Source organism: Haematobacter genomosp. 1 (assembly GCF_002196855.1).
Lineage (GTDB): Bacteria > Pseudomonadota > Alphaproteobacteria > Rhodobacterales > Rhodobacteraceae > Haematobacter.
Window position 1 is genome coordinate 65,173 of the sequence record NZ_NIPW01000003.1, and the last position, 24,656, is coordinate 89,828.

22 protein-coding genes are annotated in these 24,656 nt (G+C 66.4%); 9 read left to right on the forward strand and 13 right to left on the reverse strand.

What is annotated here, in order from left to right; translation table 11 throughout:
• Positions 1–98: 98 nt before the first annotated feature.
• Entirely contained in the window at positions 99–1,532 is a 1,434-nt protein-coding gene (locus tag CDV49_RS00425) for a helix-turn-helix domain-containing protein (protein ID WP_088213609.1), read from the reverse strand.
• 159 nt (positions 1,533–1,691) lie between these two features.
• On the opposite strand from CDV49_RS00425, the gene aceB reads away from it, so the two are divergent.
• A complete protein-coding gene (gene aceB, locus CDV49_RS00430; RefSeq protein WP_088213610.1) occupies positions 1,692–3,320 on the forward strand; it encodes a malate synthase A in 1,629 nt (542 codons plus the stop codon).
• 64 nt (positions 3,321–3,384) lie between these two features.
• The gene (locus CDV49_RS00435; RefSeq protein WP_088213611.1) at positions 3,385–5,001 is read left to right on the forward strand and encodes an isocitrate lyase; all 1,617 of its coding nucleotides are present in this window, start codon (positions 3,385–3,387) and stop codon (positions 4,999–5,001) included.
• A gap of 87 nt (positions 5,002–5,088) precedes the next feature.
• On the opposite strand, the gene CDV49_RS00440 is transcribed toward CDV49_RS00435, so the two are convergent.
• Genes CDV49_RS00440 through CDV49_RS00450 form a run of 3 tightly spaced genes read right to left on the reverse strand, consistent with a single transcriptional unit; the run spans position 5,089 to position 8,524 of the window.
• Positions 5,089–5,406, reverse strand: coding sequence for a hypothetical protein (locus tag CDV49_RS00440; RefSeq protein WP_088213612.1), 318 nt, complete (start codon positions 5,404–5,406; stop codon positions 5,089–5,091).
• Entirely contained in the window at positions 5,403–7,946 is a 2,544-nt protein-coding gene (gene ctaD / locus CDV49_RS00445; RefSeq protein ID WP_088213613.1) for a cytochrome c oxidase subunit I, read from the reverse strand. The genes CDV49_RS00440 and ctaD overlap by 4 nt, the downstream gene beginning before the upstream one ends.
• Positions 7,943–8,524, reverse strand: coding sequence for a cytochrome c oxidase subunit II (locus tag CDV49_RS00450; RefSeq protein WP_218821862.1), 582 nt, complete (start codon positions 8,522–8,524; stop codon positions 7,943–7,945). Before CDV49_RS00450 ends, ctaD begins: the two co-directional genes overlap by 4 nt.
• A gap of 120 nt (positions 8,525–8,644) precedes the next feature.
• Between CDV49_RS00450 and CDV49_RS00455 the strand changes: the two genes are divergently transcribed.
• Positions 8,645–9,214 carry a DUF2231 domain-containing protein gene (locus CDV49_RS00455; protein ID WP_088213614.1) on the forward strand — a complete coding sequence of 190 codons (570 nt, stop codon included), beginning with the start codon at positions 8,645–8,647 and terminating at the stop codon, positions 9,212–9,214.
• Here the strand turns inward: CDV49_RS00455 and CDV49_RS00460 are convergent.
• Positions 9,132–9,632 (reverse strand): CopD family protein, encoded by a 501-nt coding sequence (locus CDV49_RS00460; RefSeq protein WP_088213615.1) that lies wholly within the window; start codon positions 9,630–9,632, stop codon positions 9,132–9,134. The genes CDV49_RS00455 and CDV49_RS00460 overlap by 83 nt on opposite strands.
• A complete protein-coding gene (locus CDV49_RS00465; protein ID WP_088213616.1) occupies positions 9,629–10,327 on the reverse strand; it encodes a cytochrome c oxidase assembly protein in 699 nt (232 codons plus the stop codon). The genes CDV49_RS00460 and CDV49_RS00465 overlap by 4 nt, the downstream gene beginning before the upstream one ends.
• 193 nt (positions 10,328–10,520) lie before the next feature.
• Here CDV49_RS00465 and CDV49_RS00470 point away from each other — a divergent pair, with 193 nt between their 5' ends.
• The 5 genes from CDV49_RS00470 to CDV49_RS00495 all read left to right on the forward strand — a co-directional run bounded on the left by CDV49_RS00470 (position 10,521) and on the right by CDV49_RS00495 (position 14,461).
• Positions 10,521–10,790 (forward strand): hypothetical protein, encoded by a 270-nt coding sequence (locus tag CDV49_RS00470; RefSeq protein ID WP_088213617.1) that lies wholly within the window; start codon positions 10,521–10,523, stop codon positions 10,788–10,790.
• A gap of 1 nt (position 10,791) precedes the next feature.
• The gene (locus CDV49_RS00475) at positions 10,792–11,439 is read left to right on the forward strand and encodes a hypothetical protein (RefSeq protein ID WP_088213618.1); all 648 of its coding nucleotides are present in this window, start codon (positions 10,792–10,794) and stop codon (positions 11,437–11,439) included.
• 8 nt (positions 11,440–11,447) lie between these two features.
• The gene (locus CDV49_RS00480; protein ID WP_088213619.1) at positions 11,448–12,668 is read left to right on the forward strand and encodes a M20/M25/M40 family metallo-hydrolase; all 1,221 of its coding nucleotides are present in this window, start codon (positions 11,448–11,450) and stop codon (positions 12,666–12,668) included.
• A 921-nt stretch (positions 12,669–13,589) separates the two neighbouring features.
• Positions 13,590–13,943: a hypothetical protein gene (locus CDV49_RS00490; RefSeq protein WP_143413091.1), complete on the forward strand. Its 354-nt coding sequence runs from the start codon at positions 13,590–13,592 to the stop codon at positions 13,941–13,943.
• A 41-nt stretch (positions 13,944–13,984) separates the two neighbouring features.
• Positions 13,985–14,461, forward strand: coding sequence for a copper chaperone PCu(A)C (locus CDV49_RS00495; protein WP_088213622.1), 477 nt, complete (start codon positions 13,985–13,987; stop codon positions 14,459–14,461).
• A gap of 271 nt (positions 14,462–14,732) precedes the next feature.
• On the opposite strand, the gene CDV49_RS00500 is transcribed toward CDV49_RS00495, so the two are convergent.
• The 5 genes from CDV49_RS00500 to CDV49_RS00520 form a co-directional block, all read right to left on the reverse strand.
• Positions 14,733–15,491: an iron ABC transporter ATP-binding protein gene (locus CDV49_RS00500; protein ID WP_088213623.1), complete on the reverse strand. Its 759-nt coding sequence runs from the start codon at positions 15,489–15,491 to the stop codon at positions 14,733–14,735.
• Positions 15,488–16,444: an iron chelate uptake ABC transporter family permease subunit gene (locus tag CDV49_RS00505; RefSeq protein WP_088213624.1), complete on the reverse strand. Its 957-nt coding sequence runs from the start codon at positions 16,442–16,444 to the stop codon at positions 15,488–15,490. Before CDV49_RS00505 ends, CDV49_RS00500 begins: the two co-directional genes overlap by 4 nt.
• The gene (locus tag CDV49_RS00510; RefSeq protein WP_179209080.1) at positions 16,434–17,384 is read right to left on the reverse strand and encodes an ABC transporter permease; all 951 of its coding nucleotides are present in this window, start codon (positions 17,382–17,384) and stop codon (positions 16,434–16,436) included. The genes CDV49_RS00505 and CDV49_RS00510 overlap by 11 nt, the downstream gene beginning before the upstream one ends.
• 49 nt (positions 17,385–17,433) lie before the next feature.
• The gene (locus tag CDV49_RS00515) at positions 17,434–18,369 is read right to left on the reverse strand and encodes a siderophore ABC transporter substrate-binding protein (protein WP_088213626.1); all 936 of its coding nucleotides are present in this window, start codon (positions 18,367–18,369) and stop codon (positions 17,434–17,436) included.
• Between the two features lie 128 nt (positions 18,370–18,497).
• Positions 18,498–19,364, reverse strand: coding sequence for a YihY/virulence factor BrkB family protein (locus tag CDV49_RS00520; RefSeq protein ID WP_088213627.1), 867 nt, complete (start codon positions 19,362–19,364; stop codon positions 18,498–18,500).
• Positions 19,365–19,441: 77 nt separating this feature from the next.
• Here CDV49_RS00520 and CDV49_RS00525 point away from each other — a divergent pair, with 77 nt between their 5' ends.
• The gene (locus CDV49_RS00525) at positions 19,442–19,993 is read left to right on the forward strand and encodes a nucleotidyltransferase family protein (protein ID WP_088213628.1); all 552 of its coding nucleotides are present in this window, start codon (positions 19,442–19,444) and stop codon (positions 19,991–19,993) included.
• A 604-nt stretch (positions 19,994–20,597) separates the two neighbouring features.
• Here CDV49_RS00525 and CDV49_RS00530 read toward each other — a convergent pair.
• Both CDV49_RS00530 and CDV49_RS00535 read right to left on the reverse strand, forming a co-directional pair.
• Complete coding sequence (locus tag CDV49_RS00530) at positions 20,598–24,041, reverse strand: pyruvate carboxylase (RefSeq protein WP_088213629.1); 3,444 nt, start codon at positions 24,039–24,041, stop codon at positions 20,598–20,600.
• 114 nt (positions 24,042–24,155) lie between these two features.
• Complete coding sequence (locus CDV49_RS00535) at positions 24,156–24,623, reverse strand: RNA pyrophosphohydrolase (protein ID WP_088213630.1); 468 nt, start codon at positions 24,621–24,623, stop codon at positions 24,156–24,158.
• Between the last annotated feature and the right edge of the window lie 33 nt (positions 24,624–24,656).

The following is a 24,656-nucleotide window of genomic DNA, read 5'->3' on the forward strand; positions in this document are numbered from 1 at the left end:
TCAGCCCTCAGCCCTCAGCCCTCAGCCCTCAGCCCTCAGCCCTCAGCCCTCAGCCCTCAGCCCTCAGCCCTCAGCCCTCAGCCCTCAGCCCTCAGCCCTCAGCCCTCCCCTTCGAATCGGTAGATCGACAGGCTGCGCTCCTGCTCGTTGATCGCCAACCGGCGGTTGATCGGCGCATGGGCGCGGGAGGCGCAGTTGGGACGCTCGCAAAGGTAGCAGTTCAGGCCCACATCCGTCGGTACGGTCCGTTCGAGGTTCATCTGGTCGGCATGGATGAGACGCGGCGCATAGGCGATGTCGCAGCCCAGCCCTATGGCCAGTTTCGGCGCGGGCTGGTCGAAGGTGCCGCCGGTCCGCGTGACCGTCCGCGCGATGGAGAAGTAGCTCGCGCCATCCGGCATGCGGATGACCTGCGTCAGAACCTTGTCCGGGGCCTCGAAGGCCGCATGGATGTTCCATAGCGGACAGGTACCGCCGAATTTGGAAAAGGGAAAACGCCCGGCGCTGAACCGTTTGGAGACATTGCCCGCCCGGTCCACCCGCACGAAGAAGAAGGGCACCCCCCGCGCATCCGCACGTTGCAGCGTGGACATGCGGTGGGCCGTCTGCTCGTAGCTTGTGCCGAAGCGGTGGCTGAGCAGTTCCACGTCATAGCGCGCCGATTCGCAGGCGGCGAGGAACCGGCGATAGGGCATCAGCAGGGCGGCGGCGAAGTAGTTGAACAGGCTCACACGGGCGAGCCGCATCGCCTCCCCCTCCATTCCCGAATCGGCGAGCGTCGCCTCGATCACCGGCTCGTGCTCCAGTCGCGCCAGCAGAACGGCGATCTGGAACCGGCGGCTTGCCTGCCCCAGAAGCTCGGAGAGCATGAGCTCCCGCCGGTGCATCTCGAACCGCCGCAACCGCCCCGAGAGCACGTCGCCCGGCAGGATGCGGACGCGGATGCCGTGAGCCCGAAGCCGTTCCGTCAGCACGGTATTCGGCTCTCCCCGGTGGAGGCCCAAGTCCTCCGCCATCGCTTCTGCCGCGCGGTCCACCTCGTCGATGTAGTTCCGGCGGTCGTAGAACCACAGGCGCACATCCTCCACGGGGCGGGAGCCTTCCTCCAGCACCTGCACCTTGTCCCGGTCGATGAGGGGATTGTCCCCCGACTGGCTGCGCAGGATTACCCGCCGGTAGCGCTCGTGCAGACGGACGAGCGCGCCCGCCACTCCCGGTGCGGCATGGAGCGCCTGCTCGATCTCCGTGCGGGTGACATGCGCGGCTTCCAGCGCCGGATCCTTCAGCGTCGCCGTCAGGTCGGTCGCAAGTTGCGTATCATGGCTCGGGGCGAGTTCGGCGACGTTCAGGTCGAACACTTCGGCGAGTCGCATGAGCAGCCGCGCGCTGGCAGGACGCTGGTCGGCTTCGATGAGCGTGATGTAGCTCGGGCTCACGCGGAGCTGTTCGGCCATCTGCGCCTGTGTAAGCCCGAGGTTCTGGCGCAACGCCTTCAACCGGGGGCCGATGATGAGCTTCTCGCCTCGCGCCATTACTTACAAACCTTACAAAATCCACGTTTTAGCCACGACACAACTGACAACACGACCTCATTCACACAAGTAACGATGCATCTCATGCTGCGTGTGCGGCATTACATTACTAACATGACATAACGAATCGTGCTTGTCCTGCACGAAAGGAGAATCGCCATGTCCCTTGATCTTGCCGCCCCTTCGATCGCGACCCGTCCGGTGTTCCTGCGTGTGGTGCGGGGACAGGATCGGGTGCTGACCCCGGACGCGACTGCCTTCATCGCGGAGCTGCAGGCGCGTTTCGGCTCCAAGCTCCATGCGCTGATGGTCGCCCGACAGCGCCGGCAGGAGCGGTACGACGACGGCCGTCTGCCCGACTATCTAGAGGAGACGGTGACGATCCGCCGTGGCATCTGGTCCGCCGCGCGGGTGCCGGACGTCCTGGCCGACCGCCGGGTCGAGATCACCGGCCCGGTTGACCGCAAGATGATGATCAACGCCCTGAACTCCGGCGCGAAGGTCTTCATGGCCGATTTCGAGGATGCGACCTCGCCCAGCTTCACCAATATCATCGCGGGGCATGTCAACATGCTCGACTACCGCGACGGCACGCTGGAGCTCGACGATGCGGAGACGGGCAAGTCCTACCGCGTGGGCGATACCCCGGCGGTGCTGATCGTGCGTCCGCGCGGGCTGCATCTGGACGAGGCGAACATGATGATCGGGGGCTATGCCGTCTCCGCCGCGCTGTTCGACTTCGGGCTGAACATCTTCCACAACGGGCGCGCGCTGGCGGCGACGGGGCGGGGGCCGTTCTATTACCTGCCGAAGCTGGAGGGCCACCGCGAGGCGCGTTTCTGGAACGAGGTCTTCGTCTTCGCGCAGGATCGCCTCGGCATTCCGCAGGGCACGATCAAGGCCACCGTGCTGATCGAGACGCTGCCCGCCGCCTTCGAGATGGATGAGATCGTCTGGGAGCTGAAGGACCATATCGCCGGGCTGAACTCCGGGCGCTGGGACTACATCTTCAGCTATATCAAATCCCTGCGGAACCATTCCGCCTATGTCCTGCCCGACCGGGCGCAGGTCACGATGGATCGCGCCTTCCTGGCCACCTATGCGGCGCGGGTCGTGAAGGTCTGCCACCGCCGCGGCATTCACGCCATGGGCGGCATGGCCGCACAGATCCCGGTGAAGAACGACCCGGCCACGAACGAGGCCGCCTTTGCCAAGGTCCGGGCGGACAAGCTGCGCGAAGTGGGCATGGGGTTTGACGGCACCTGGGTCGCCCATCCCGATCTGGTTCCGGTCGCCATGGAGGTGTTCGATGCCGAGATGCCCGGCCCGAACCAGATCCGCAAACCGCGTCAGGAATGGCGGATCGAACCGGCCATGCTGCTGAAGCCGACGGAGGGCACGATCACGGAGGCGGGTGTCCGCACCAATGTTTCCGTGGCCATCGAATATCTGGCGCAGTGGCTGTCGGGCCGTGGCGCGGTGCCGATCCACAACCTGATGGAAGATGCCGCGACGGCGGAGATCTCGCGCGCCCAGATCTGGCAGTGGATCCGCCATTCCGCCAGCGTCGCCCTCAGCGCGGGCGGCGAGCGGACGATGAGCCGCGAATGGCTGGCGGAACTGGTGCAGGAGGAGATCGTCTCCATCCTCGACCGGATCGGTCCGAACGCCTTCCACCGGGGGCGCTACGCCTCCGCCGCGCGAATCTTCCAGGAGGCGGCCTCCGCCGAGGTGCTGCCCGATTTCATTACGCTGCCGGCCTATGACGTGCTGAACGCGCTCGACTGATAAACCGGGCGGGCGCCCCATCGCCCGCCTCTCCCCGACAATTTCGACAGTGAAAGGACCCAAGATGGCCCGCAAGACCTATGCAGAACTCGAAGCCGAGACGCTTGCCCGCTACCCCTCCGGCCAGACGCCCGGCGGCGTGACGGTTGAGGATATCGTCCAGCTCAAGCTGCAGAACACCTATTCCACCCATCTCGACATTGCCCGCGACATGGCGACGGTGATGCGGGAGGACATGGCGGCCTATGATGCCGACCCGACGCAGTTCACCCAGTCGCTGGGCTGCTGGTCCGGCTTCCACGCGCAGCAGATGATCAAGTCGGTCAAGCGTCTGCGGGGCACGACGAAACGGGCCTATGTCTATCTGTCGGGCTGGATGGTCGCGGGTCTGCGCAACCGCTGGGGCCACCTGCCGGACCAGTCCATGCATGAAAAGACCGCCGTCGCGGATCTGATCGAGGAGATCTACACCTCGCTGCGTCAGGCGGATGAAGTAGCGCTAAACGATCTGTTCAAGGATCTGAAGGCCGCGCGTGCCAAGGGCGACCAGGTGGCCGAGAAGAAGGCGATCGAGGCGATCGACACCTTCGAATCGCATGTCGTGCCGATCATCGCCGATATCGACGCGGGCTTCGGCAACGAGCACGCCACCTATCTGCTGGCGAAGGAGCTCATCAAGGCCGGCGCCTGCTGTCTCCAGATCGAGAACCAGGTGTCGGATGCCAAGCAGTGCGGCCACCAGGACGGCAAGGTCACCGTGCCGCGCGAGGACTTCATCGAGAAGCTCCGTGCCTGCCGCCTCGCCTTCGAGGAACTGGGCGTGGATGAGGGCGTGATCGTGGCCCGCACCGACAGCCTCGGCGCCGGCCTGACGCAGAAACTCCCCGTCAGCCAGCATCCGGGCGATCTCGCTTCCGAATATCTGAAGTGGGTCGAGGTGGAGCCGGTGGCCGAAGGCAACCTGCCCGCCGATGGCGAAGTGCTGATGGTGAGCGAGGGCAAGCTGGTGAAGCCGGTGCGCCTGCCGAACGGCCTTTACAAGTTCAAGGACGGCTCCGGCCGGTCGCGGGTGGTCGAGGACTGCATCGCCTCGCTCAACGATGGCGGCGCCGACCTGATCTGGATCGAGACGGATACGCCCAACGTGGCGGAGATCGCCGGCATGGTTGCCGACATCCGCGCCAAGGCTCCCCACGCCAAGCTGACCTACAACAACTCGCCCTCGTTCAACTGGACGCTCAACCTCCGCAAGCAGGTCCGCAACGAGTGGCTGAAGGAGGGCCGGATCAAGGAAGCCGACTACCCGGAGGGCAACGAGCTGATGAAGGCGGAGTTCGACGCGACCGATCTGGGCCGCGAGGCGGATGCCCGCCTGCAGAACTTCCAGTTCGACATCTCCACCAAGGCGGGCGTGTTCCACAACCTCATCACCCTGCCGACCTTCCACCTCACCGCGAAATCGGTGGACGAGCTCAGCCGCGGCTACTTCGGCGAGGACAAGATGCTCGCCTATGTCGCGACCGTGCAGCGTGAGGAAATCCGTCGCGGCATCTCCGCCGTGAAGCACCAGCACGAGGTCGGCTCCGATCTGGGCGACACGTTCAAGGAGATGGTGGCGGGTGAGCGCGCGCTGAAGGCCGGTGGCCATGGCAACACCATGAACCAGTTCGCCGCCGAGTAAGCTCCCTCGTCGGTGATCGTCGGGCCGCCCGTGGAGGAAACTCCGCGGGCGGTTCGCATCTGGACATGCTCCCGGCAAACGCACTGCCTAGCAGAGCGGCAGGACAAAGACCGCCCAGAAGCAGAATACCGTCGCCACGAGCGCCGCGATGAACATCAGGCGCGCGACCCGGGCCAGCGGTTCCTCTCCCCCCGCGGGGCGGAGGAGAAACAGCGCGGCGAAGGTCAGCGCGAGAATGCCCGCCAGCACCGCGCGGAGGAGCGAGGTCGTCAGGAATGCCCGCCCCTCCCATCCCAGCGCGCAGCCGGTGGCGTGCGTCCCGTAGAGCAGGACGAAGGCGATGCTCCAGATCACGAAGGGTCCGACGAGCGCCGCGAATCCGGCCAGCGGACGCAGCCCGATCATAGCGGCACCGTTTGCGACAGATGGGTGAGCGCATAGAGGAACCCGACCGCGATCAGGGCCACCAGCGCGCTGTAATCCTGCCAGAGCCTGCCGATCGTCAGATCCGCCCGCCGCGCCGTGGAGACATAGCCCGCCCGGACGCGCCAGATGCCATAGGCCGCAAAAAGCGCGCCCAGTCCGACATGCAGCGCGGCATAGGCGAGAACCGCCGCCATGCTCGCCAGAGCGGCGTGGGAGGTGGGGGCGGGAACCGCAAGGATCAGCCCCACGAGCGCCGCAAGCGCCGCAAGCTGGCAGACGAGCGTCAGCGCCAGCAACGGCATCTCTCCCCCCCGCTCCGCCAGACGGGCGGCGAGCGCGGCGATCACCGGGGCGGCCAGCGCCACCAGCACCCAGGGAACCGGCGGAACGGGAAAGTCCGGCGGCGGCCATCCGGGAGCGGAAAGCCACAGGAACAGCCCGCCGAACAGGAGCGCGGCATAGGCCGTGGCATCGGCGGCGATCGTCGCCGCCATGGCCCACCATGTCAGCGGGCGGGAGACTTCGGCATGAAGCGGGAGCCGCGCACCCAAGCCCGCATCCAGCCTGCCGTGATCGCGGCGGAACTCCCCCCGCGCGGTCCAGCACAGAAACAGCGCCACCACCAGCGCAATGCCGAGGGGCGGCCACCAGTAGAGCTTGAAGATCAGCGCGAGGAAAACCGTCCCCGTCGCCAGCGCGGTATAGAGCGGCAGAAAGGTCTGACGGGGGAGAAGCGCGATATGCTCCGGCTCCGCATCGGCGGCCCCGGTCACCAGCGTCTCCATCCAACCGTTGCGCGGCGTGGGCAGGTAGCCTTCGCCCTCTGCCAGCGCGGGCCCGATGTCGCGGGGGCGGAGCCGGTCGGCATTCGCCGCGATCCGGGGCAGGGCGGGGAAGTTGTAGCTGGGCGCGGGCAGCTTCGGCACCGCCCAGTCCAGCGTTCCGGCCCCCCAGGGGTCCGGCTCCGTCTGCCGCCCGTAGCGCAGGGTCAGCGCGATATCGACGACCACCAGCATGAACCCGCCCGTCATCACGAAACTGCCGATGGAGGAGATGAGGTTGAACACCTCCCACCCGGTATCCGCGGTGTAATGGTCCACCCGGCGCGGCATCCCGAGCAGCCCGGTAAGGTGCATGATGAAGAAGGTCAGGTTGAAGCCGATGAAGATCAGCCAGAAGGCGGGCCGGGCCAGCCGCCCGTCCGGCATCCGCCCGGTAAGCGCCGGCAGCCAGTAATAGGCGGCCGCCATCATCGGAAACAGAAAGCCGCCAACCAGCACGTAGTGCAGATGCGCGACGACGAAATGGCTGTCATGGGCCTGCCAGTCGAAGGGCACGACCGCCAGCATCACCCCCGTCAGCCCGCCGATCACAAAGACGAAGAAGAAGCCGAAGACATGCAGCATCGGCAGCTCAAGCCTTGGCCGCCCGGTGGCCAGCGTGCCGATCCATGCGAAGATCTGCACAGCCGTCGGGATCGCCACCACGGCGGAGGCGGCGGAAAAGAAGGCGAGCGACAGATGCGGCAGGCCGACCGTGTACATGTGGTGGACCCAGAGGCCGAAGGAGAGAAACCCCATCGACAGCACTGCCGCGATCACCATGCGCCGCCCCGCCAGCGGCCGCCCGGCAAAAACGGGGAGCAGGGTGGAGAGCGCGCCCGCCGCGGGCAGGAAGATGATATAGACCTCCGGGTGGCCGAACAGCCAGAAGAGGTGCTGCCAGAGCAGCGGATCGCCGCCGCGCGTCGGATTGAAGAACGGCAGGCCGAAGGCACGCTCCGCCTCCAGCAGCAGGGAGCCGACGATCAGCGGCGGGAAGCCCAGCACCATCATCGCCGCGACGACCAGCATGTACCAGGCGAAGATCGGCATCCGGTCCAGCGTCATGCCGGGGGCGCGCATCTTCAGGATCGTCACCACGATCTCCACCGCGGCGGACAGGGCGGAGATCTCCACGAAGGTGATGCCCAGCAGCCAGATATCCGCGTTCACCCCCGGCGAATAGGTCGCAGAGGAAAGCGGCGTGTACATGAACCACCCATCCTTCGGCGCATAACCCGCGATCAGCGCCGCGATGAGGATCGCCCCGCCGAACAGGTAGCACCAGTAGCCGTAGGCCGACATGCGCGGAAAGGCGAGGTCGCGCGCGCCGAGCATCTTCGGCAGGAAGTAGATGGCGTACCCCTCGAAGAACGGAATGGCGAACAGGAACATCATCACCGTGCCATGCATGGTGAAGACCTGCGCATAGCTTTCGGCATCCAGAAACGGGCTGCGGGTGGTGGCGAGCTGCGCGCGGATCAGCATGGCTAGCAGCCCTCCGATGGTGAAGAACACGAGCGACGTCAGGATGAACCGCATCCCGACGACGGAGTGGTTTACCGCCGACAGCCGCCGCCAGCCATGGCCGGAGGTCCAGATCCGCTCCAGCTCCCTATCCCTCCGGGCGGCCTCGGGCGTGGGGATCTGGCGGCTGCGGGGCCGTGCGTCGGGGCGTCCGTCGGGCAGCACGCTCATTCGGTACCTCCGGTCAGGCGTTCGAACTCCGCCACGGGAACCGCGCGGATGAGGAAGGGCATCATCGCATGGCCCGGCCCGCAGTATTCGGCGCAGACCCCGCCGAACTCCCCCGCATCGTCCGCGATGAGGCGCAGCCGGTTCACATGGCCCGGTATCGCGTCGAGCTTGCCTGCAAGGCGCGGCACCCAGAAGGAGTGGATCACGTCGGCGCTGGTCAGCCGGAACTCCACCGGCTGGCCTACGGGAATGGCGATGCCGTTTTCTTCGGGCGGCAGATCGGGACGGCCGGCATAGCGGAAGGTCCAGGACCATTGCCGGGCCTCCGCCTCGATCACCAGCGGTTCCGCGCCGCGCAGGATCGCGCGCTCCCCGACCACGAAACCGATGCCGACCAGCAGCGTCAGCACGGCGAGCGGCAGGGCGAAGCCGCCCCAGACGAACCAGCGCCCGACAGGCACCTGTCCGAGACGCCCGGGCCTGAGCAACGCGGTCAGGAAGAACCCCATGACGATGGCGAAAGCCAGTCCGGAGGCCGCCAGCATCGCCCACCACAGAAAGGCGATGTCCCCCGCCACGCGCCCGCCCGGCGCCAGCGTGGAGAGGGGGCCGCCGCAGGCGGTGAGCGGAAACGTCGCAAGCAGGAACCGACCGCTCCGTCCCGCCGTTCGGAGAGAACGCCACAGGAGAGACAGCCGATGAACGATACCGCCCGCGAGCCGCAGGACGAGGACGACCCGGTCATGGCGGAGGTCGCCGCCGAGACGACGGAATCGGTCGTGGCCTTTGCCGGACACCCGATTCACGCCATGCTGGTGCATTTCCCCATCGCTCTGACGATGACCGTTCTCGGGGCCGATCTGCTCTACTGGTGGAACGGCGATCCGTTCTGGGCGCGGGCGGCGATCTGGATGGTCGGCTTCGGCTTCCTCTCCGGCGCGCTGGCGGGGCTGGCGGGGCTGGTGGAAATCCTTGCCGTTCCGGGCATCAGGACGCGGGTCGGGAGCTGGAGTCACGGGGTGGCGGGCCTCATGCTGATCTCGCTTCTCGGGTTGAACTGGGGGTTCAGGTTTCAGGGCGGCGACGTGATGCCCGTAGGGATCCTGCTGTCGCTTCTCTCCGCGATCGTGGCGGGGGCTGCGGGCTGGCATGGCGGCAAGCTCATCTTCCATCACGGGATCGGCCTCATTCAGGGCGAAGAGACGGAAGCCCGGGAAACCGCTCCGACAGGGCGCCGGGACGCAGAAGCGGCAGATCGGGAGGCGTAAGCACCGGCTTGCCGAGGACAAGAAACAGGATGGCCCCGACAGTGCCAATCAGCAGGAAAAGCGACAGGAGGCCCAGCCAGCGCGGATAGCGGGCTTCCTCTCCGAACACCTTGAGGATCCGCGCGGCGGCCAGGCCATGCATCATGCAAAGGACAGCCACGAAGGCGAGCTTTGCCGCGAACCACGGGGCATAGGCCTGCGCCAGAAAGATCAGCGCAGTGCCCGAGATGACCGCGATGGCCGCGGCGGGGGAAAGAAACGCCAGATAGTAATACCGGGTCGCGCGGTGCAGGTTGTGGAGCGCCGCTTCTCCGGCCACGTGGTTTCGCCGCATCAGCATCGGCGGCAGCGCCATGAGACCGAAGGCCCAGAGGGAGATTGCGGCAATGTGGATGAGCTTCACCCAGGCGACGATCATGCCGCGCGCCCGCGCCGGCCAAGCAGTCCGCCCAGCCGCCAGAGCGCGACGCCGAGATAGGGCAGCGCGGCCGGAACCCACATGATGAGCCCGGCGAGCTGCTGATCCTCAAGCGGCGACAGACCGTAGGGCGCCGTTGTCGCCAGATGCGGAGCAAAGAGCGGACGCCCGGCAAAGACCAGCAGCGCCCCCAGCAGACCCATCTGCATCGTGACGCCCAGCAGCAGCAGGATCGCCCGCCCCGCTGCGGTTGCCGGCGACAGCATCGCGCGCCAGAGCCAGACGGCGGAGCCGAGGAGCGTCGCCTCCATCAGCCAGTATGCGGCGTCGGAGGACAGCGCCCAGCCATAGGGACCGGGCGTATGCCAGAGCCACAATGTCGCCGCATGGGCCAGAAAGGCCAGCTCCCCCCCGCGACCCGTGCTCCGCGGCAGGCAGCGCGCCAGAAGCGGCGCTGCGATGGAGACGAGGAGCACGTGATGCGCCACGCGCGCGGAAAACAGCGCCGTGGACAGGGCGCAGAGCGGCGATACGAAAGCGACAAACATCACCCCCGCCGCCGCGATCCCCGCGCGCGACCGCGCATGAAGCGACCACAATGCCAGCAGCAGGATCGGAGCCATGACCAGCGGATCCGCGTTCCAGCTCAGCCACAGGGCCTCCGGGGCGGGTGCGGGCCCGCAATAGGGCGTCATGCTGCTCCTCCCATGCGTGATACTCCGTCGTGACCTGCTGCCGGTGATCGCCAACGTGGGAGGGCGGGAGCGGTTCCCCCGTCGGGTGCCGAAGGCTCATCTGTCGCAGGCGGGCCACGAGACTCACTTGCCCGGAGACAGAGAGAGGCGGAAGATGATCGCATTTCCACAGGTCATTTACGGGGAGAGAGCCGTGCCGGATTTCAAACTTACAGAAGTGCCCGGGCTTGTCGTGGGCGGTGACATCACGCGGCTGGAGGAGGCGACCGCGGCGGTGGAGGAGGCGCTGAACGATCCTCTGGCGGATGCGACGGCGCTGACGCGGGAGCTCGACCGGACCCTGCTCCGGGAGGAGACGCGCTGCGACTTGGATCTGCCGCCATCGGAGGTCTATTCCGTCATCGTGGGGGATCAGCTCGTCTATCGCTGCTACCATAACCCGCCCCACGAACTCCTCCGTTGAGATGTGGGAGAAGTTTCAGGCGCTTGCCCCTGTGCTGATCGGGGTGTTCCTCGGCATCTATATCCAGTTCCTGCCCGGTTGGGGGAGTGTCGGCTGGTCATTCGCGGCGCTGCTCGCAGGGATGCTGGCGATGGGGCTTGCCACCGCCTTGCTGGCGAGATGGCCGCGCACCGCCGTCTGCCTCATGCAGGTGGGCTTTCTGGCGCCCATCACGCTCATCGCGCTCACCACCTGCGCGACGACGTGGCTGTCGCTGCATTTCGCCGACTGGATGGGGCTGAAAGCGCATATCCCCGACCAGAAGCAGATGGAAACCGCGACAGGCGTGCTTCTGGGCGCGGTGAATGCCTTCATTGCCGGGGCATGGCTTGACGATGCGCGCAAGCCCGGAAGCCGGATCTGGCCCGCGGGGCAGGCCAAGGCCGCCTTCAGCGCGGCCTTCACCGATCCGCTGAAGGCATGGCGCGCCTCGCTGCCGCCCGTGACGGGGGCCGCGGCCACGATCGCGCGCCGCAACGAGGTGACAAGGGTGATCGAGGCGGTCTATGAAACGCGGGTCAGCGGCGGTGGACCGGAGGGTTGGGATCTGCCGGCGCTTCTTGAACGTATCGCCCTGATCCGGGAAGCCCTCGTCCCCGGACGAACCTGAGAGCCTCCATGCCCCTCACCGACGCCGCCCGGATCATCGCCACGCCCGCCTTCACCCGCGCCTCAGCCATCCTGCGCCGTGATCACGACAGGTTCGTGGAGGATATCGTGGCCCTGACGGAGATCCCGGCGCCCCCCTTCAAGGAGGCGCGCCGTGCCGAGATCTACCGCGACCTGATGATCCAGCACGGCCTGCATGATGTGAAGCTGGACGGCATCGGCAATGTCACCGGCCTTCGTCCGGGGAAGGCGCCGGGCCGGAAGGGGATGGTCGTGGCCTCCGCCCATCTCGACACGGTTTTCCCGGAAGGGACCGACACCACCGTCCGGCGCGAGGGGACAAAGCTGTTTGCCCCCGGCGTGGGTGACGACACCCGCGGTCTGGCGGCGCTTCTTGCCTTCATGCGGGCGCTGGATGCGGCGGGGATCGAGACGGCGGAGGACATCCTCTTCGTGGCCGATGTGGGGGAGGAGGGTCAGGGCGACCTGCGCGGCATCCGCCACCTGTTCACCGAAGGAGAGTATCGCGACCGGATCGGGGCGTTCTTCACCTTCGACGGCCCGGAGATGGGCAAGCTCGTCACCTCCGCCATCGGCTCCCATCGCTACCGCGTCACCTTCCGGGGGCCGGGGGGACACAGCCTGAATGCCTTCGGCACGGTCAGCCCGGCCTATGCCATGGCGGCGATGGTCGCTGGCATGGGGCAGATCGTCGTGCCGGAGACCCCGCGCACGACCTTCTCCTGTTCCGTTTTCGGGGGCGGCAGTTCCATCAACGCCATCCCGGAGCAGGTCTGGGTGGAGATCGACCTCCGCTCGGCCTCGCCGGAGGAACTGGCGAAACTCGACGCGCGGATGCGGGCGCTCGTGCAGGAGGCCGTCGCCGCCGAGAACGCCCGCCGCGAGACGCGGAGCGGCAGCATCACGGCCGAGGTGAAGCAGATCGGCAACCGCCCGGCCGGCGCCACGCCCGAGGATGCCCCGATCGTCGAGGCCTGCAAGGCCGCGCTCCGTGCGCACGGGCTGGATTTCGTCACGGCGGCGTCCTCCACGGATGCCAATATCCCGATGAGCCTCGGCATCCCGGCGGTCATGATCGGCACCGGCGGTCATGGCGACCGATATCACTCGGTGGATGAATGGATCGATGTGGAACCGGAGGCGAGCAGCAAGGGCCTCTCCACCGGTCTCGCCGCGCTGATCGCGGTTGCCGGGCTTGTGGAGGGCTAGCAGGCTTCCGCATCGGAGATCGGCGCGGGCTTGCGTCGTCCGGAAATCGGGTTCGGTCAGGAGCCAGAACTTGCGGTTTCCGTAACGATCTCCAGATCGGGGGGACATATCCGCCTCGGGCAGCAGCGCCCCGGGGCGCTTTCCCAGCATCCCGTCAGAGCCGCTCCCGGCGGCCCTTGCGTGGGCGGCCTGGCCTACCGTGAGGCTCAGGCGCTGGGCTGCTTCCGGCGCTGCTCCCTCTCCAATATCGCATGTCTGCGGTGACCCGGGAGGCGTTTCATGTGCTTTCGTGTCTTGTGTTGTCTGGCCTGCTGAGTATGGCCTTCTCAGGCATTCAGGCATTCAGGCATTCAGGCATTCAGGCATTCAGGCATTCAGGCATTCAGGCATTCAGGCATTCAGGCATTCAGGCATTCAGGCATTCAGGCATTCAGGCATTCAGGCTGACATCCGGTGGCCGCGACGGATCGGGATCCGCCAGCGGTCGGCCACCTGCCGCGCGCGATGCCTTGTCAGCGATGAGCCACCTTTGGCCTTTGGGCGTTCTGCGGGTGGAAGGCGCGCTGGGTTGCCCCCTCTCAGCGAGAAGTCACAGGATGACCCGCGGCATGCCCCTGCGGCAGAATAAGAGCGCCATGCCCCCGGCGGCGGAAATAATCCCTTCAGTTTGCCCCCTGTCCCCGCGGGTGCGCGCTGCCTGCCCCGACCCGCTTGCGTGCCTTATGCGGTGGGGGGATTGTGGCCCTGCCTGTTCCGGGCGAGGGCAGCGTTGCGCTTCATGCCGCGCGCGAGGCGATTGCGGCCCGGGGTCGCAAACGGGCAGGGCTGGTCCCGGTAGGCATGAGGCGATCCTGCCCGGCGAGCAGGCATAGGACATTCTGCGCCTTTCCAGACCATGTGCGCGTCAGTATGGTCCCCGCCATGATCGTCAGGCTGCTGCGCCTTCTTTCCATCCTGCTCGTCGCCGCGGGCATCCTGCTGCCGAAGGTTTCGGCAGCGGCCGTGTCGATGGGGCTTCTCGACCTGCGCTATGTGGTGATCTGTTCGGGCGACGGGATGCGGGTCATCGCGCTCGACGGAAGCGGCGTCCCGGTCGAGGAGGTGCGCTCGGATCCCTGTGCGTTTCTGCACGCTCTGGATCACGCGCCGACACCGCCGTTGCCGGGCATGGTCTGGCGGCTGTCCGGCACGGTCTCGACGACGCTCGGCCCGCTGACGCTGCGGGCGGGGCCACCGTTTTTCAACCCCTTGCCGCGCGGCCCGCCGCTTTCGTGAAACGCGACCTCACCTGACAAACGCTTTCACGGAGATTTCCCATGTTCCGCACGCTTCTGGCTGCAACCCTTTTCGCCACGCCGCTCCTTGCCGTCCCTGCGCTTGCGCATGAGTTCAAGGCGGGTGAGCTGACCATCGGCCACCCTTATTCGTTCGAGGTTCCCTCCTCCGCCCGTGCTGCCGCCGGCTATCTGTCGATCACCAATACGGGCAGCGCTCCCGACCGGCTCGTCGGCGTGGAGGCAAAGGTGGGCAACCCGATGATCCACCTGTCGGAAGAAAAAGACGGGGTCGCCAGAATGACCCATGTCGAGGCGGTGGAAATCGCGCCGGGGCAGACCGTCACCCTTGCTCCGGGCGGCTATCACGTCATGTTCACCGGGCTGAACGGCACGCCATGGACGGCGGGGGAAAAGATCCCGGCCACGCTGGTGTTTGAAAAGACCGGCAAGGTTCCCGTCGTCTTCAACGTCGAGGCCCGCAAGGACGGCGGGGCTGATCCGCATGCACATCACTGAGCTGTGGACTGGAGTCCTTTGAGGCGCCCGCCGCCAGCACTGGACGCGCGGGCGGCTTCACTCCTCCCGGCGTCCCGGCCCGCTCATTCGGGGCGGGGCGCTGCCGCAGGGTCCGCAGGTTCCGGTGAGAGGGTGCTGGCGCACCCCGGCACGGACAGCCGGTCCGCCAGTGGGCGTGCTTTTTTGCCTGATGACGCGCGTCCTGACACGCGCGAGCCTTCCCGGTGGGCGTCAGGTGGTGTGTCCGGGGGCCTGTGCGTGGAGCGCGGGCCTATTCGTAGAACAGAGCCACCCGACGGCCGCCGAATTCCTCCACCGCGATATCGACCTCATAGATGTCGCGGAGCACGTCGGGGCGGATGACTTCCTCCACCGTCCCGGCGATGGCGACGCGGCCCTCCCGCATGGCGACGATATGGTCGGAATACCAGGCGGCGAAATTGATGTCGTGGAGCACCATGACCACGGTCTTGCCCAGATCGCGCGTGGCACCGCGCATCGTCTTCATCATCGCCTGCGCATGTTTCAGATCGAGGTTGTTCAGCGGCTCGTCCAGCAGCACGTAATCGGTGTCCTGACACAGCACCATGGCGACGAAAGCCCGCTGCCGCTGCCCGCCGGAGATCTCGTCCAGAAACCTATCGGCCAGAGGTTCGAGGTTCAGATAGCCGAGCGCGCGTTCCACATGGACGCGGTCCTCGCTATTGGGGCGGCCCTTGGTGTAGGGATAGCGCCCGAAGGTCACCAGATCGCGCACCGTCAGGCGGGAGGTCAGGTGATTGTCCTGCCGCAGGATCGCAAGCCGCCGCGCCAGCACGTCGGAGGGCGTCCTCGTCACGTCGAGCCCGTCCACGGTGACGGTGCCCCTGTCCATCGCCAGCAGCCTGCTCACCATCGACAGGAAGGTGGACTTCCCCGCCCCGTTCGGCCCGATGATCGAGGTGACGCCGCGGGCGGGCAGGGTCAGCGTCACATCATCGACGACGACCGTGTCGCCATAGGTCTTGCTGAGGTTCGAGGCGTGGATCATCTGGCCCCCCGGCGTATGATGAGCAGGATGAAGGCGATGCCGCCCAGGAATTCGATGATGACCGACAGAGCCGTGTTGAAGCCGAACACCCGCTCCAGCACCGTCTGACCGCCGACAAGGCAGATGATGGCGAGCAGCACCGCGACGGGCAGCAGATGACGGTGCTTCGCGCTGCCGGCCATGACATGCGCGAGGCTCGCCACCAGCAGGCCGAAGAACGTCACCGGACCGACAAGCGCCGTGGAGACGGAGACGAGCAGCGCGACGATGGCCAGGATGATCGCCACCGTCTGCCTGTAGGGCAGGCCGAGGCCGATCGACATGGGGCGGCCCAGCGTCAGCACGTCCAGCCGGTTCAGCATCAGGTAGCCCACGATGGAGGCCAGTCCGATCAGCACGGCAGAGGCCCCGAGCAGCGCGGGCTGAACGCTGTTGAAACTGGCGAAGAGGCTGTCCGACAGGACCATGAACTCGTTCGGGTCGAGCATGCGCTGGATCAGCGTGGAGATGCTGCGGAAGAACACCCCGAAGATGATACCGACGAGCACGAGGAGATGGAGGCTCCGCTCCTCGCCCAGAAACAGCCAGCGGAACAGCAGGCCCGAAAACACCACCATCAGCACGACCTTGGCCGCGAACAGCAGGTTCGGGTTCAGCACCGCCGCGGCATGGGAGCCGATGGCGGCGACGAGCAGCGTCTGGATCAGCACGTAGAGCGCGTCGAACCCCATGACGGAGGGCGTGAGGATGCGGTTCGCGGTGACCGTCTGGAACATCACCGTGGAGACCGCGACCGCATAGGCCACCAGCACCAGCCCCGCGAGTTTCAGGCCCCGGAACTTCAGCACGAAGGCCCAGCTCCCCTTGGCCCCGAGCGTCATGAACGCCGTCACGGCCAGCGCCGCCACGATGGCCAGCAGCAGGATGACAAGGCGGGGGCGGTTAGCGGCCATGCGGTTTCCTCAGAAGCAGCCAGAGGAACATCCCGCTGCCGATCACGCCGACCACCACGCCGATCGGGATCTCGTAGGGATAGCGGATCAGCCGCCCGAGGATGTCGCAGGCAAGGATGAAGGCCGCGCCCAGCACCGCGACCCAGGGCACGGCGCGGCGCATGTTGTCGCCGATCATCAGGCTGACGACATTCGGCACGATGAGACCGAGGAACGGGATCATCCCCACGCTCACCACCACCACGGCCGTGATGAGCGACACGATGGTCAGCCCCAGTGCCACGACACGCCGGTAGTTCAGCCCGAGGTTGGTCGCGAAGTCCCGGCCCATCCCCGCGACGGTGAACCGGTCCGCCGCGATATAGGCGACAACGGCCAGCGCGAAGCCGATATAGAGAAGCTCGTAGCGTCCGCGCAGCACGCCCGAGAAATCCCCCGTCGTCCAGGCGAGCATCGTCTGAAGCAGATCCGCGCGATAGGCGAGAAAGGTCGTGGCCGCGCCGATGATACCGCCCAGCATGATGCCGACCAGCGGCACCATCAGCACATCGCGGAGCGGAACGAGCCGGAGGAGCCGGAGGAAAAGCCATGTGCCCGCTGCGGCAAAGCCCGCGGCGACCAGCATCTTGCCCCAGATGGGCCAGGCGGGAGCGAAGAGCGTGACGAGCAGCAGGCCGAGGCTCGCCGATTCGACCGTCCCGGCGGTGGAGGGTTCGACGAAGCGGTTGCGGATCATCATCTGCATGATGAGACCCGCAATCGCCATCGAGGATCCGGCGAGCAGCAGCGCCGCCGTTCTGGGAATGCGGCTCGCGGCCAGAACCAGCGCCTGTTCCGATGTCGCGGTGCCGGTGAACAGGCCCGAAAGCCGGATGTCCGTCACGCCCACGAAAAGGCTGACCGCCGCGAGCGCCAGTGTGAGGCAGATCGCGGCGGGCAGAAGAAGTGCCGAAAGGACCGGCCGTGGCCCGCCCCCGGTGATGTCGGGATTACTCGCCACGGTCCTTGGAAACCGCCGCCTGCACCTGATCGACCAGCGTGGTGAACGCGGTATAGCCGCCCGAGGTCACATAGGCGGAAGCCGGGTCCAGATAGACGATCCGGCCTTCCTTCCACGCATCGGTGCGGTGGATGATTTCATTGTCGAGCACGGCTTTGGCCGCGACGCCCGGCTCCGACTGGCCGACGGCGGCATCCCGGTCGATCACGAAAAGCCATTTCGGGTTCTTTTCGAGAATGTATTCGAAGGACACCACGTCGCCACCGTGGAAGCGGTCGTCGATGCTTTTCTCCACCGTCGGGAAGCCGATCAGCGTATGCAGCCAGCCCACGCGGGAGGTCGGCCCGTAGGCGCCGAGCTTGCCCGCATTGGTGACGAGGATCAGGGCCGTTCCCTCATCCGCCGCATCCGCCTCCAGCCGCGCGACCTTTTCGTCCAGCGCGGTGTTCAGTTCGGCGGCCCTGTCAGACCTGCCGAACAGCGCGCCGAGCGTCGTCACGTTGGACTTCACATGATCGACGAATTCGGCGTCGTTCGTCACCGTCATGTCGATGGTCGGCAGCAGGGCCGCCACTTCGGCATATTTCGACCGCGACCGGCCGCCGACGATGGCAAGATCGCCCTCCGCCGCGTTGATCGCTTCATAGTCCGGCTCGAACAGGGTGCCGATCTTGAGGTATTTGTCATCCGCGTATTTCCGCAGATAGGGCGGCAGGTTGGAGCCGATGACACCGGCAGGCTCCACCCCGAGCGCATCCATGTCGTCCAGAGACACGATATCCAGAACGAGCACCTTCTGCGGCGTCGCGGGCAGTTCGAGCGTGCCCTGCTGATGCTGGATGGTCAGCGGCTCCGCCATCACGGGCGCTCCGGCAAGAGCAAGACCGAGCGCGGCAGTGCCGAGCAGGGCGTGAAAACGGTTCATGGCGACCTCCATTCCTGTCGGGCCGTCATTACCTCGCGAACATCCGGGGGTCAAAACCAATTCCTAGGGAAAAGATAAACTATCCCGGATTTCCCGTTGACGAAGGGGTGGTGAAATGTCGCATCCGCTCATCCGAAGCCGCGGGCGGGCCTGATCCCCTCGCTCGCAGCCTTGCCCAGTGTGCCGCGGCGTTGAATCTCGGCGTTTACCTCTGCGCCGAGCAGGACGATGAACGTGGACAGCCATATCCACATCAGCAGGACGATGACGCTGCCAAGCGCGCCGAAAGTTTCGTTATAGCTTGCGAAATGGCTGACATAGACCGAAAATCCGATGGAAACCACGAGCCAGAGCAGACAGGCCAGGGCTGCCCCGGGTGCGAACCGCCGTCCGCGGCTGCCACAGGGGCCGAACCGATAGACAAGGGACAGCCCGACGATCATGGTTGCCAACAGCACGGGCCAGCGAAGCCAGTTCGCAATCTGTGCCCAAAGCTCATCCTCGCCGAAAATGGCGAAAACGGCGGGCAGGAGCGCGATCAGTGCCAGCACGACAACCACCCCCACAACGCCCGCCAGGGTCAGAGTGAGGGTCACGAGCGTCAGATGAACGAAGTTCCGCTCCTCCCGCGCATCATACGCCACATTCAGCCCCTGAATGAGGCTTCCCACCCCCCGGGAGGCCGACCAGAGCGCCAGCCCGAGGCCGAAGATCGCCGTCAGCCCCAGTCCGGCGCCCGGTGCCGCGGCGACCGCACTCGCCTGCGAGATCACGGTTCTTGCGACCTCCTCCGGCACGACGCTGCTCAGCGCATTCAGTTGCGCGACGATATCGGCAGGCGTCGTCAGCAGCGCCGCGATGGCCATGACGGCGGTGATGGCGGGGAACAGGCCGAACATCGTGTAGAAGGCCACCCCCGCCGCGATGAGAGACAGGTGGTTGTCGCCGATTCTTTGCCAGATTTGCCTGGCGGAGAGGAAGAAGCTGTTTGCCATGCAGCGCCAAGTCCGCGTGGTGCGCTCCTGTTCCCTGCCGCCCGGTTGTTTTCCACGGCCTGTGGCAGGGGGGGCGCATGAGGGTGGGGCTGTTGCTCGCCGGAGGCCTGTCGCGGCGTTTCGGGACGCAGGACAAGTTGCTGGCCGACTGGCGCGGGCGCCCGCTCATCACATGGGCCGCCTCGGCGCTGGCGGCGGTGCCGCTGGAGGCGCGGATCGCCGTGGCGGCGGCGGACCTGTCGCCGCTGCTGCCCGGCTATGACAGGCTCGATCCACCCCGTCCGGCGGAGCAGTCCGCGAGCCTCCGCCTCGGGGTGAGGAGGGCGCGCGCGATGGGGGCGGAGCGGCTGCTCATCGTGCTTGCCGACATGCCGCGCATCGACACGGTGACGATGGCGGCGGTGCTGTCGCGTGGGGGCGCGGCCTGTGTGACGGATGGCGCGCGGCGCATGCCCCCCGCGGCCTTCGATTCGGACAGGTTCGACACCCTTCTGGCCCTTGAGGGTGACAGGGGGGCGGGAAGCCTTCTGCAGACCATTCGCGGAGACGGGCTGATCGAGGTGCCGCCCCGGATGCTCCACGACATCGACCGTCCGACCGATCTCGATGACTCCACAGGACGCGAGTAGCCCGCCGGGGATGGAAACACGGCTTGCCTCGGGCAGGATTTCCAACGCCGTCGCGGAGAAACCGAGCCTTCTGCGGATCAGCCCTTTCCATCGGCGGGAGACAGGGCTCGTGCATCCTCACAGGCCGCTGCACAATTCCGAGGTCTCATGCCTCCGCTCTGGAAATCAGGAAATCTACCCCGGATTGATCTGCTATGGGTAGATTTACGGCTGGATTTTTCTGAATCGCGAACGATCTCCGCTCCAGCGCAGACCTGGAAATCCCTTTTCAGCCTGCCCGGTCCGATACCTTCAGACGGTCCATGGGGGTGAAATGCGGGGCTGGCTCCCTCCGGCTCACGTCCTGCAAAGGCGAGGCGCGGGGGAGGGCATCGACGAGCGTTCTCCCTGCTGCTCGCAGCAGCAGTAGGCGTCGCGGCCCGTTCCGTGAAGGGGGTCATCCGAAGTGGGAAAGTCATCCGGCGGATGGCCGCCCGCACGCATCGGATCGAGGGAGCGCACTGCCCCCGTCGGCATGACAGACCTCGGGCAGAGGCGGCTGCACCTCCCTCTGGCTGCGCACGATGCTTGCCACGCCTGCTCCGATGAGAGGCGTGGCGTGTATTCACTCCATTTCGACGAGGAGATCCTTGGCGTCGATCTGGTTGCCCGGGGCGACATGGACGGCCTTCACGACGGCTTCGCGGTCGGCATGAAGGCCGGTTTCCATCTTCATCGCCTCGATGGTGAGGAGGAGATCTCCGGCCCGCACCTTCGCGCCGGGTTTCACCAGAACGGTAGCGATCGAGCCGGGCATGGGGGCACCGATATGGGCGGGATTGCCCTCGGCCGCCTTGGGGCGCGCGCCGGCCTTCGCCACGGCGGACCGGTCGGCCACGCGGATCACGCGCGGCTGGCCGTTCAGCTCGAAGAACACCTTGACCTCGCCCTCGTCCGAGGTTTCGCCAACGGTCTGGAGGCGGATGTCCAGTGTCTTGCCGAGGTCGAGCGCGGCTTCCACGCTCTCGCCCGGTTCCATGCCGTAGAAGAAGGTGCGCGTCGGCAGCGCCCGCACCGGGCCATAGGTGCGATGACGCGCGCGGTAGTCGAGGAACACCTTGGGATACATCAGCCAGCCGGCGAAATCCTCGTCATCCACGTGTTCGCCGGGCAGGTCGGCCTCCAGCTTCGCCCGCGCCTCCGCCAGATCCACCGGGGCCATGCGCGCCCCGGGGCGTGTGGTGTCGGGCCGCTCGCCTTTCAGCACCTTGTTCAGAATGCCTTCCGGGAAACCGCCGGGCGGCTGGCCGAGGTTGCCCTTCATCATGTCAATGACGGAATCGGGGAAGGCCACGTCCACGGCCGGATCCTCCACCTGCGCCCGGCTGAGGCCCTGTGACACCATCATCAGCGCCATGTCCCCCACCACCTTGGACGAGGGGGTGACCTTCACGATGTCGCCGAACATCTGGTTGGCATCGGCATAGGCCTGCGCGATCTCCGGCCAGCGATCCTCCAGCCCGAGGGAGCGCGCCTGCGCCTTGAGGTTGGTGAACTGCCCGCCCGGCATCTCGTGCAGATAGACCTCGGAGGCGGGGGCCTGCATCCCGGCCTCGAAGGCGGCATATTGGGCGCGCACGCCTTCCCAGTAGTCGGAGAGCTGGCGGATCGCGGCGATGTCCAGCCCGGTGTCGCGCTCCGTATGGCGCAGCGCCTCCACGATGGAGCCGAGGCACGGTTGCGACGTGCCGCCCGAAAACGCATCCATCGCCGCGTCGATGATATCGGCCCCTGCTTCCGCCGCCGCCAGCACCGTGGCCCCGGCAATGCCGGAGGTGTCATGCGTGTGGAAGTGGATCGGCAGGCCGAGTTCCTCCTTCAGCGTGCGGATCAGCACCCGGGCGGCGGCGGGTTTCAGAAGCCCCGCCATATCCTTGATGCCGAGGATATGGGTGCCCGCGGCTTTCAGCTCATGGCCCATCTTCAGGTAGTATTGCAAATCATACTTGGACCGGTCCGGGTCCAGCAGGTCGCCGGTGTAGCAGATCGCGGCCTCGCAGATCTTGCCCGACTCCATCACCGCGTCCAGCGCCACGCGCATGTTCTCCACCCAGTTCAGGCTGTCGAACACGCGGAACACATCGACACCGGACTCCGCCGCCTGCCGCACGAAGGTCTGCACGACGTTGTCGGGATAGTTGGTATAACCCACCCCGTTGGAGGCGCGGAGCAGCATCTGGGTCAGGATATTGGGCATCCCCTCCCTGATGTCGCGCAGCCGCTGCCAGGGGCATTCCTGGAGGAAGCGGTAGGCCACGTCGAATGTCGCGCCGCCCCAACATTCCACGGAAAACAGCCCCGGCAGCAGATGCGCATAGGCCGGGGCCGCGCGCACCATGTCGATCGACCGCATCCGGGTGGCCAGCAGCGACTGATGCCCGTCGCGCATGGTCGTATCGGTGAGCAGGAGCCTCTTCTGCCCGGCGATCCAGTCCACCACCGCCTGCGGCCCCTGCTCGTCCAGCAGCGTCCGGGTGCCTGCGGGGGGCGGGTCCAGCGTCACGGACGGCGGCACCGGCGCCCGCACCTCGGCGGCGAGCGGGCCGCGCCCCTTGGTTTCGGGATGGCCGTTCACCGTCACGTCGGCGATGTAGGTGAGCAACCGCGTCGCCCGGTCCTGCCCGGTCTCGAACCGGAAGAGCTCGGGCGTCGTGTCGATGAACTTCGTGGTATAGGAGAGGCTCAGGAACGTCGGGTGTTTCAGCAGGTTCTCGACGAAGGCGATGTTGGTGGACACGCCCCGGATGCGGAATTCGCGGAGCGCCCGGTCCATCCGGGCAATGGCCTTCTCCGGCGTCTGGGCCCAGGCGGTGACCTTGACCAGCAGCGAATCGTAATAGCGCGTGACCACGGAACCGGCATAGGCCGTGCCGCCGTCCAGCCGGATGCCCATGCCCGTCGCGGTGCGATAGGCGGTGATGCGGCCGTAGTCGGGGATGAAGTTGTTCTGCGGATCCTCCGTCGTCACCCGGCATTGCAGCGCGTGGCCCTTGAGCTGCACATCGGCCTGCGTCGGCGCTCCGGTGGCCTCGGCCAGAGTCTCGCCCTCCGCGATGCGGATCTGGGCCTGCACGATGTCGATGCCGGTGACTTCCTCCGTCACAGTATGCTCGACCTGGACGCGGGGGTTCACCTCGATGAAGTAGAACTGCTCGCTGTCCATATCCATCAGGAACTCGACCGTTCCAGCGTTGCGATAGCCCACCGCCCGCCCGATCTTCAGCCCGAGTTCGCAGATCTCCGCCCGTTGCTCCGGCGTGAGGTAAGGGGCGGGCGCGCGTTCCACGACCTTCTGGTTGCGCCGCTGCACGGTGCAGTCGCGCTCATAAAGATGGTAGAGGCCGCCATGGTCGTCGCCGAGAAGCTGCACTTCCACATGGCGGGCGCGCAGGATCATCTTCTCCAGATAGCCCTCGCCATTGCCGAAGGCGGCCTCGGCCTCGCGCCGGCCTTCGCGCACCTTGGCTTCCAGCTCATCGGGGCCGTTGATCGGGCGCATCCCGCGGCCGCCGCCGCCCCAGCTTGCCTTCAGCATCAGCGGATAGCCGACTTCCCCGGCCTCCGCCCGGATCGCGGCGAAATCATCGCCCAGCACTTCCGTGGCCGGGATCACCGGCACACCGGCCGCTATCGCCACCCGCCGCGCGCTTGCCTTGTCGCCAAGCGCGCGCATCGTCTCCGCCTTGGGTCCGATGAACACGATGCCCGCCGCGTCGCAGGCCTCCACGAAATCGGGGTTTTCCGAGAGCAGGCCATAGCCGGGATGGATCGCGTCCGCGCCAGACATCTTTGCCACGCGGATGATCTCCGGGATCGACAGATAGGCCGCAACCGGCCCCAGCCCCTCCCCGATCCGGTAAGCCTCGTCCGCCTTGAAGCGGTGGAGGCTCAGCTTGTCCTCCTCCGCATAGACTGCGACCGTCTGCTTGCCCAACTCGTTCGCCGCCCGCATCACACGGATCGCAATCTCGCCACGGTTCGCTATCAGTATCTTCCGGAAGTTTGGCATCTTCGCTCCCCGCAGCCCATTCCGAGTCAGACAGGCATAAACAGGAAGCGAAGGAGCGATCAATCAACCATTTATGCGGAGCAGCAGATTTTTGCTGCAACGCAGAAAATACTGTTATGTGAGATATGTCCGAAAGCTATCGATGACATCGACATAAAGCGTCCGCTTGAACGGCACGATGTAGGTCAACAGATCGTCCGCGCGCATCCAGCGCCATTGCGAGAATTCCGGGTGATCCTGCGCGATGTCCACCGCGCTGTCATCCCCGTGGAAGCGCATGAGATACCACTTCTGCCGCTGCCCGCGATACCGGCCTTTCCAGACCTTGCCCAGCAGTTCGGGCGGCAGATCGTAGCTCACCCAGCCGGTCTCCGCGATGATATCGACGAGGTCGGGGGAGATGCCCGTCTCCTCCTCCAGCTCCCGCAGGGCGGCGGCGCGAGGATCCTCTCCCTCGTCCAGCCCGCCTTGTGGCATCTGCCATGCGCCCGCCGTGTCGCGGCGCATCCCCGCCCAGACGAGGCCCGCCTGATTGAGCAGCATCACGCCCGCGCCGGGGCGGTAGGGCAGTTCCTTGGCCATGGTTCCTCCGTCCGTCAGGACCACCGGCATGAA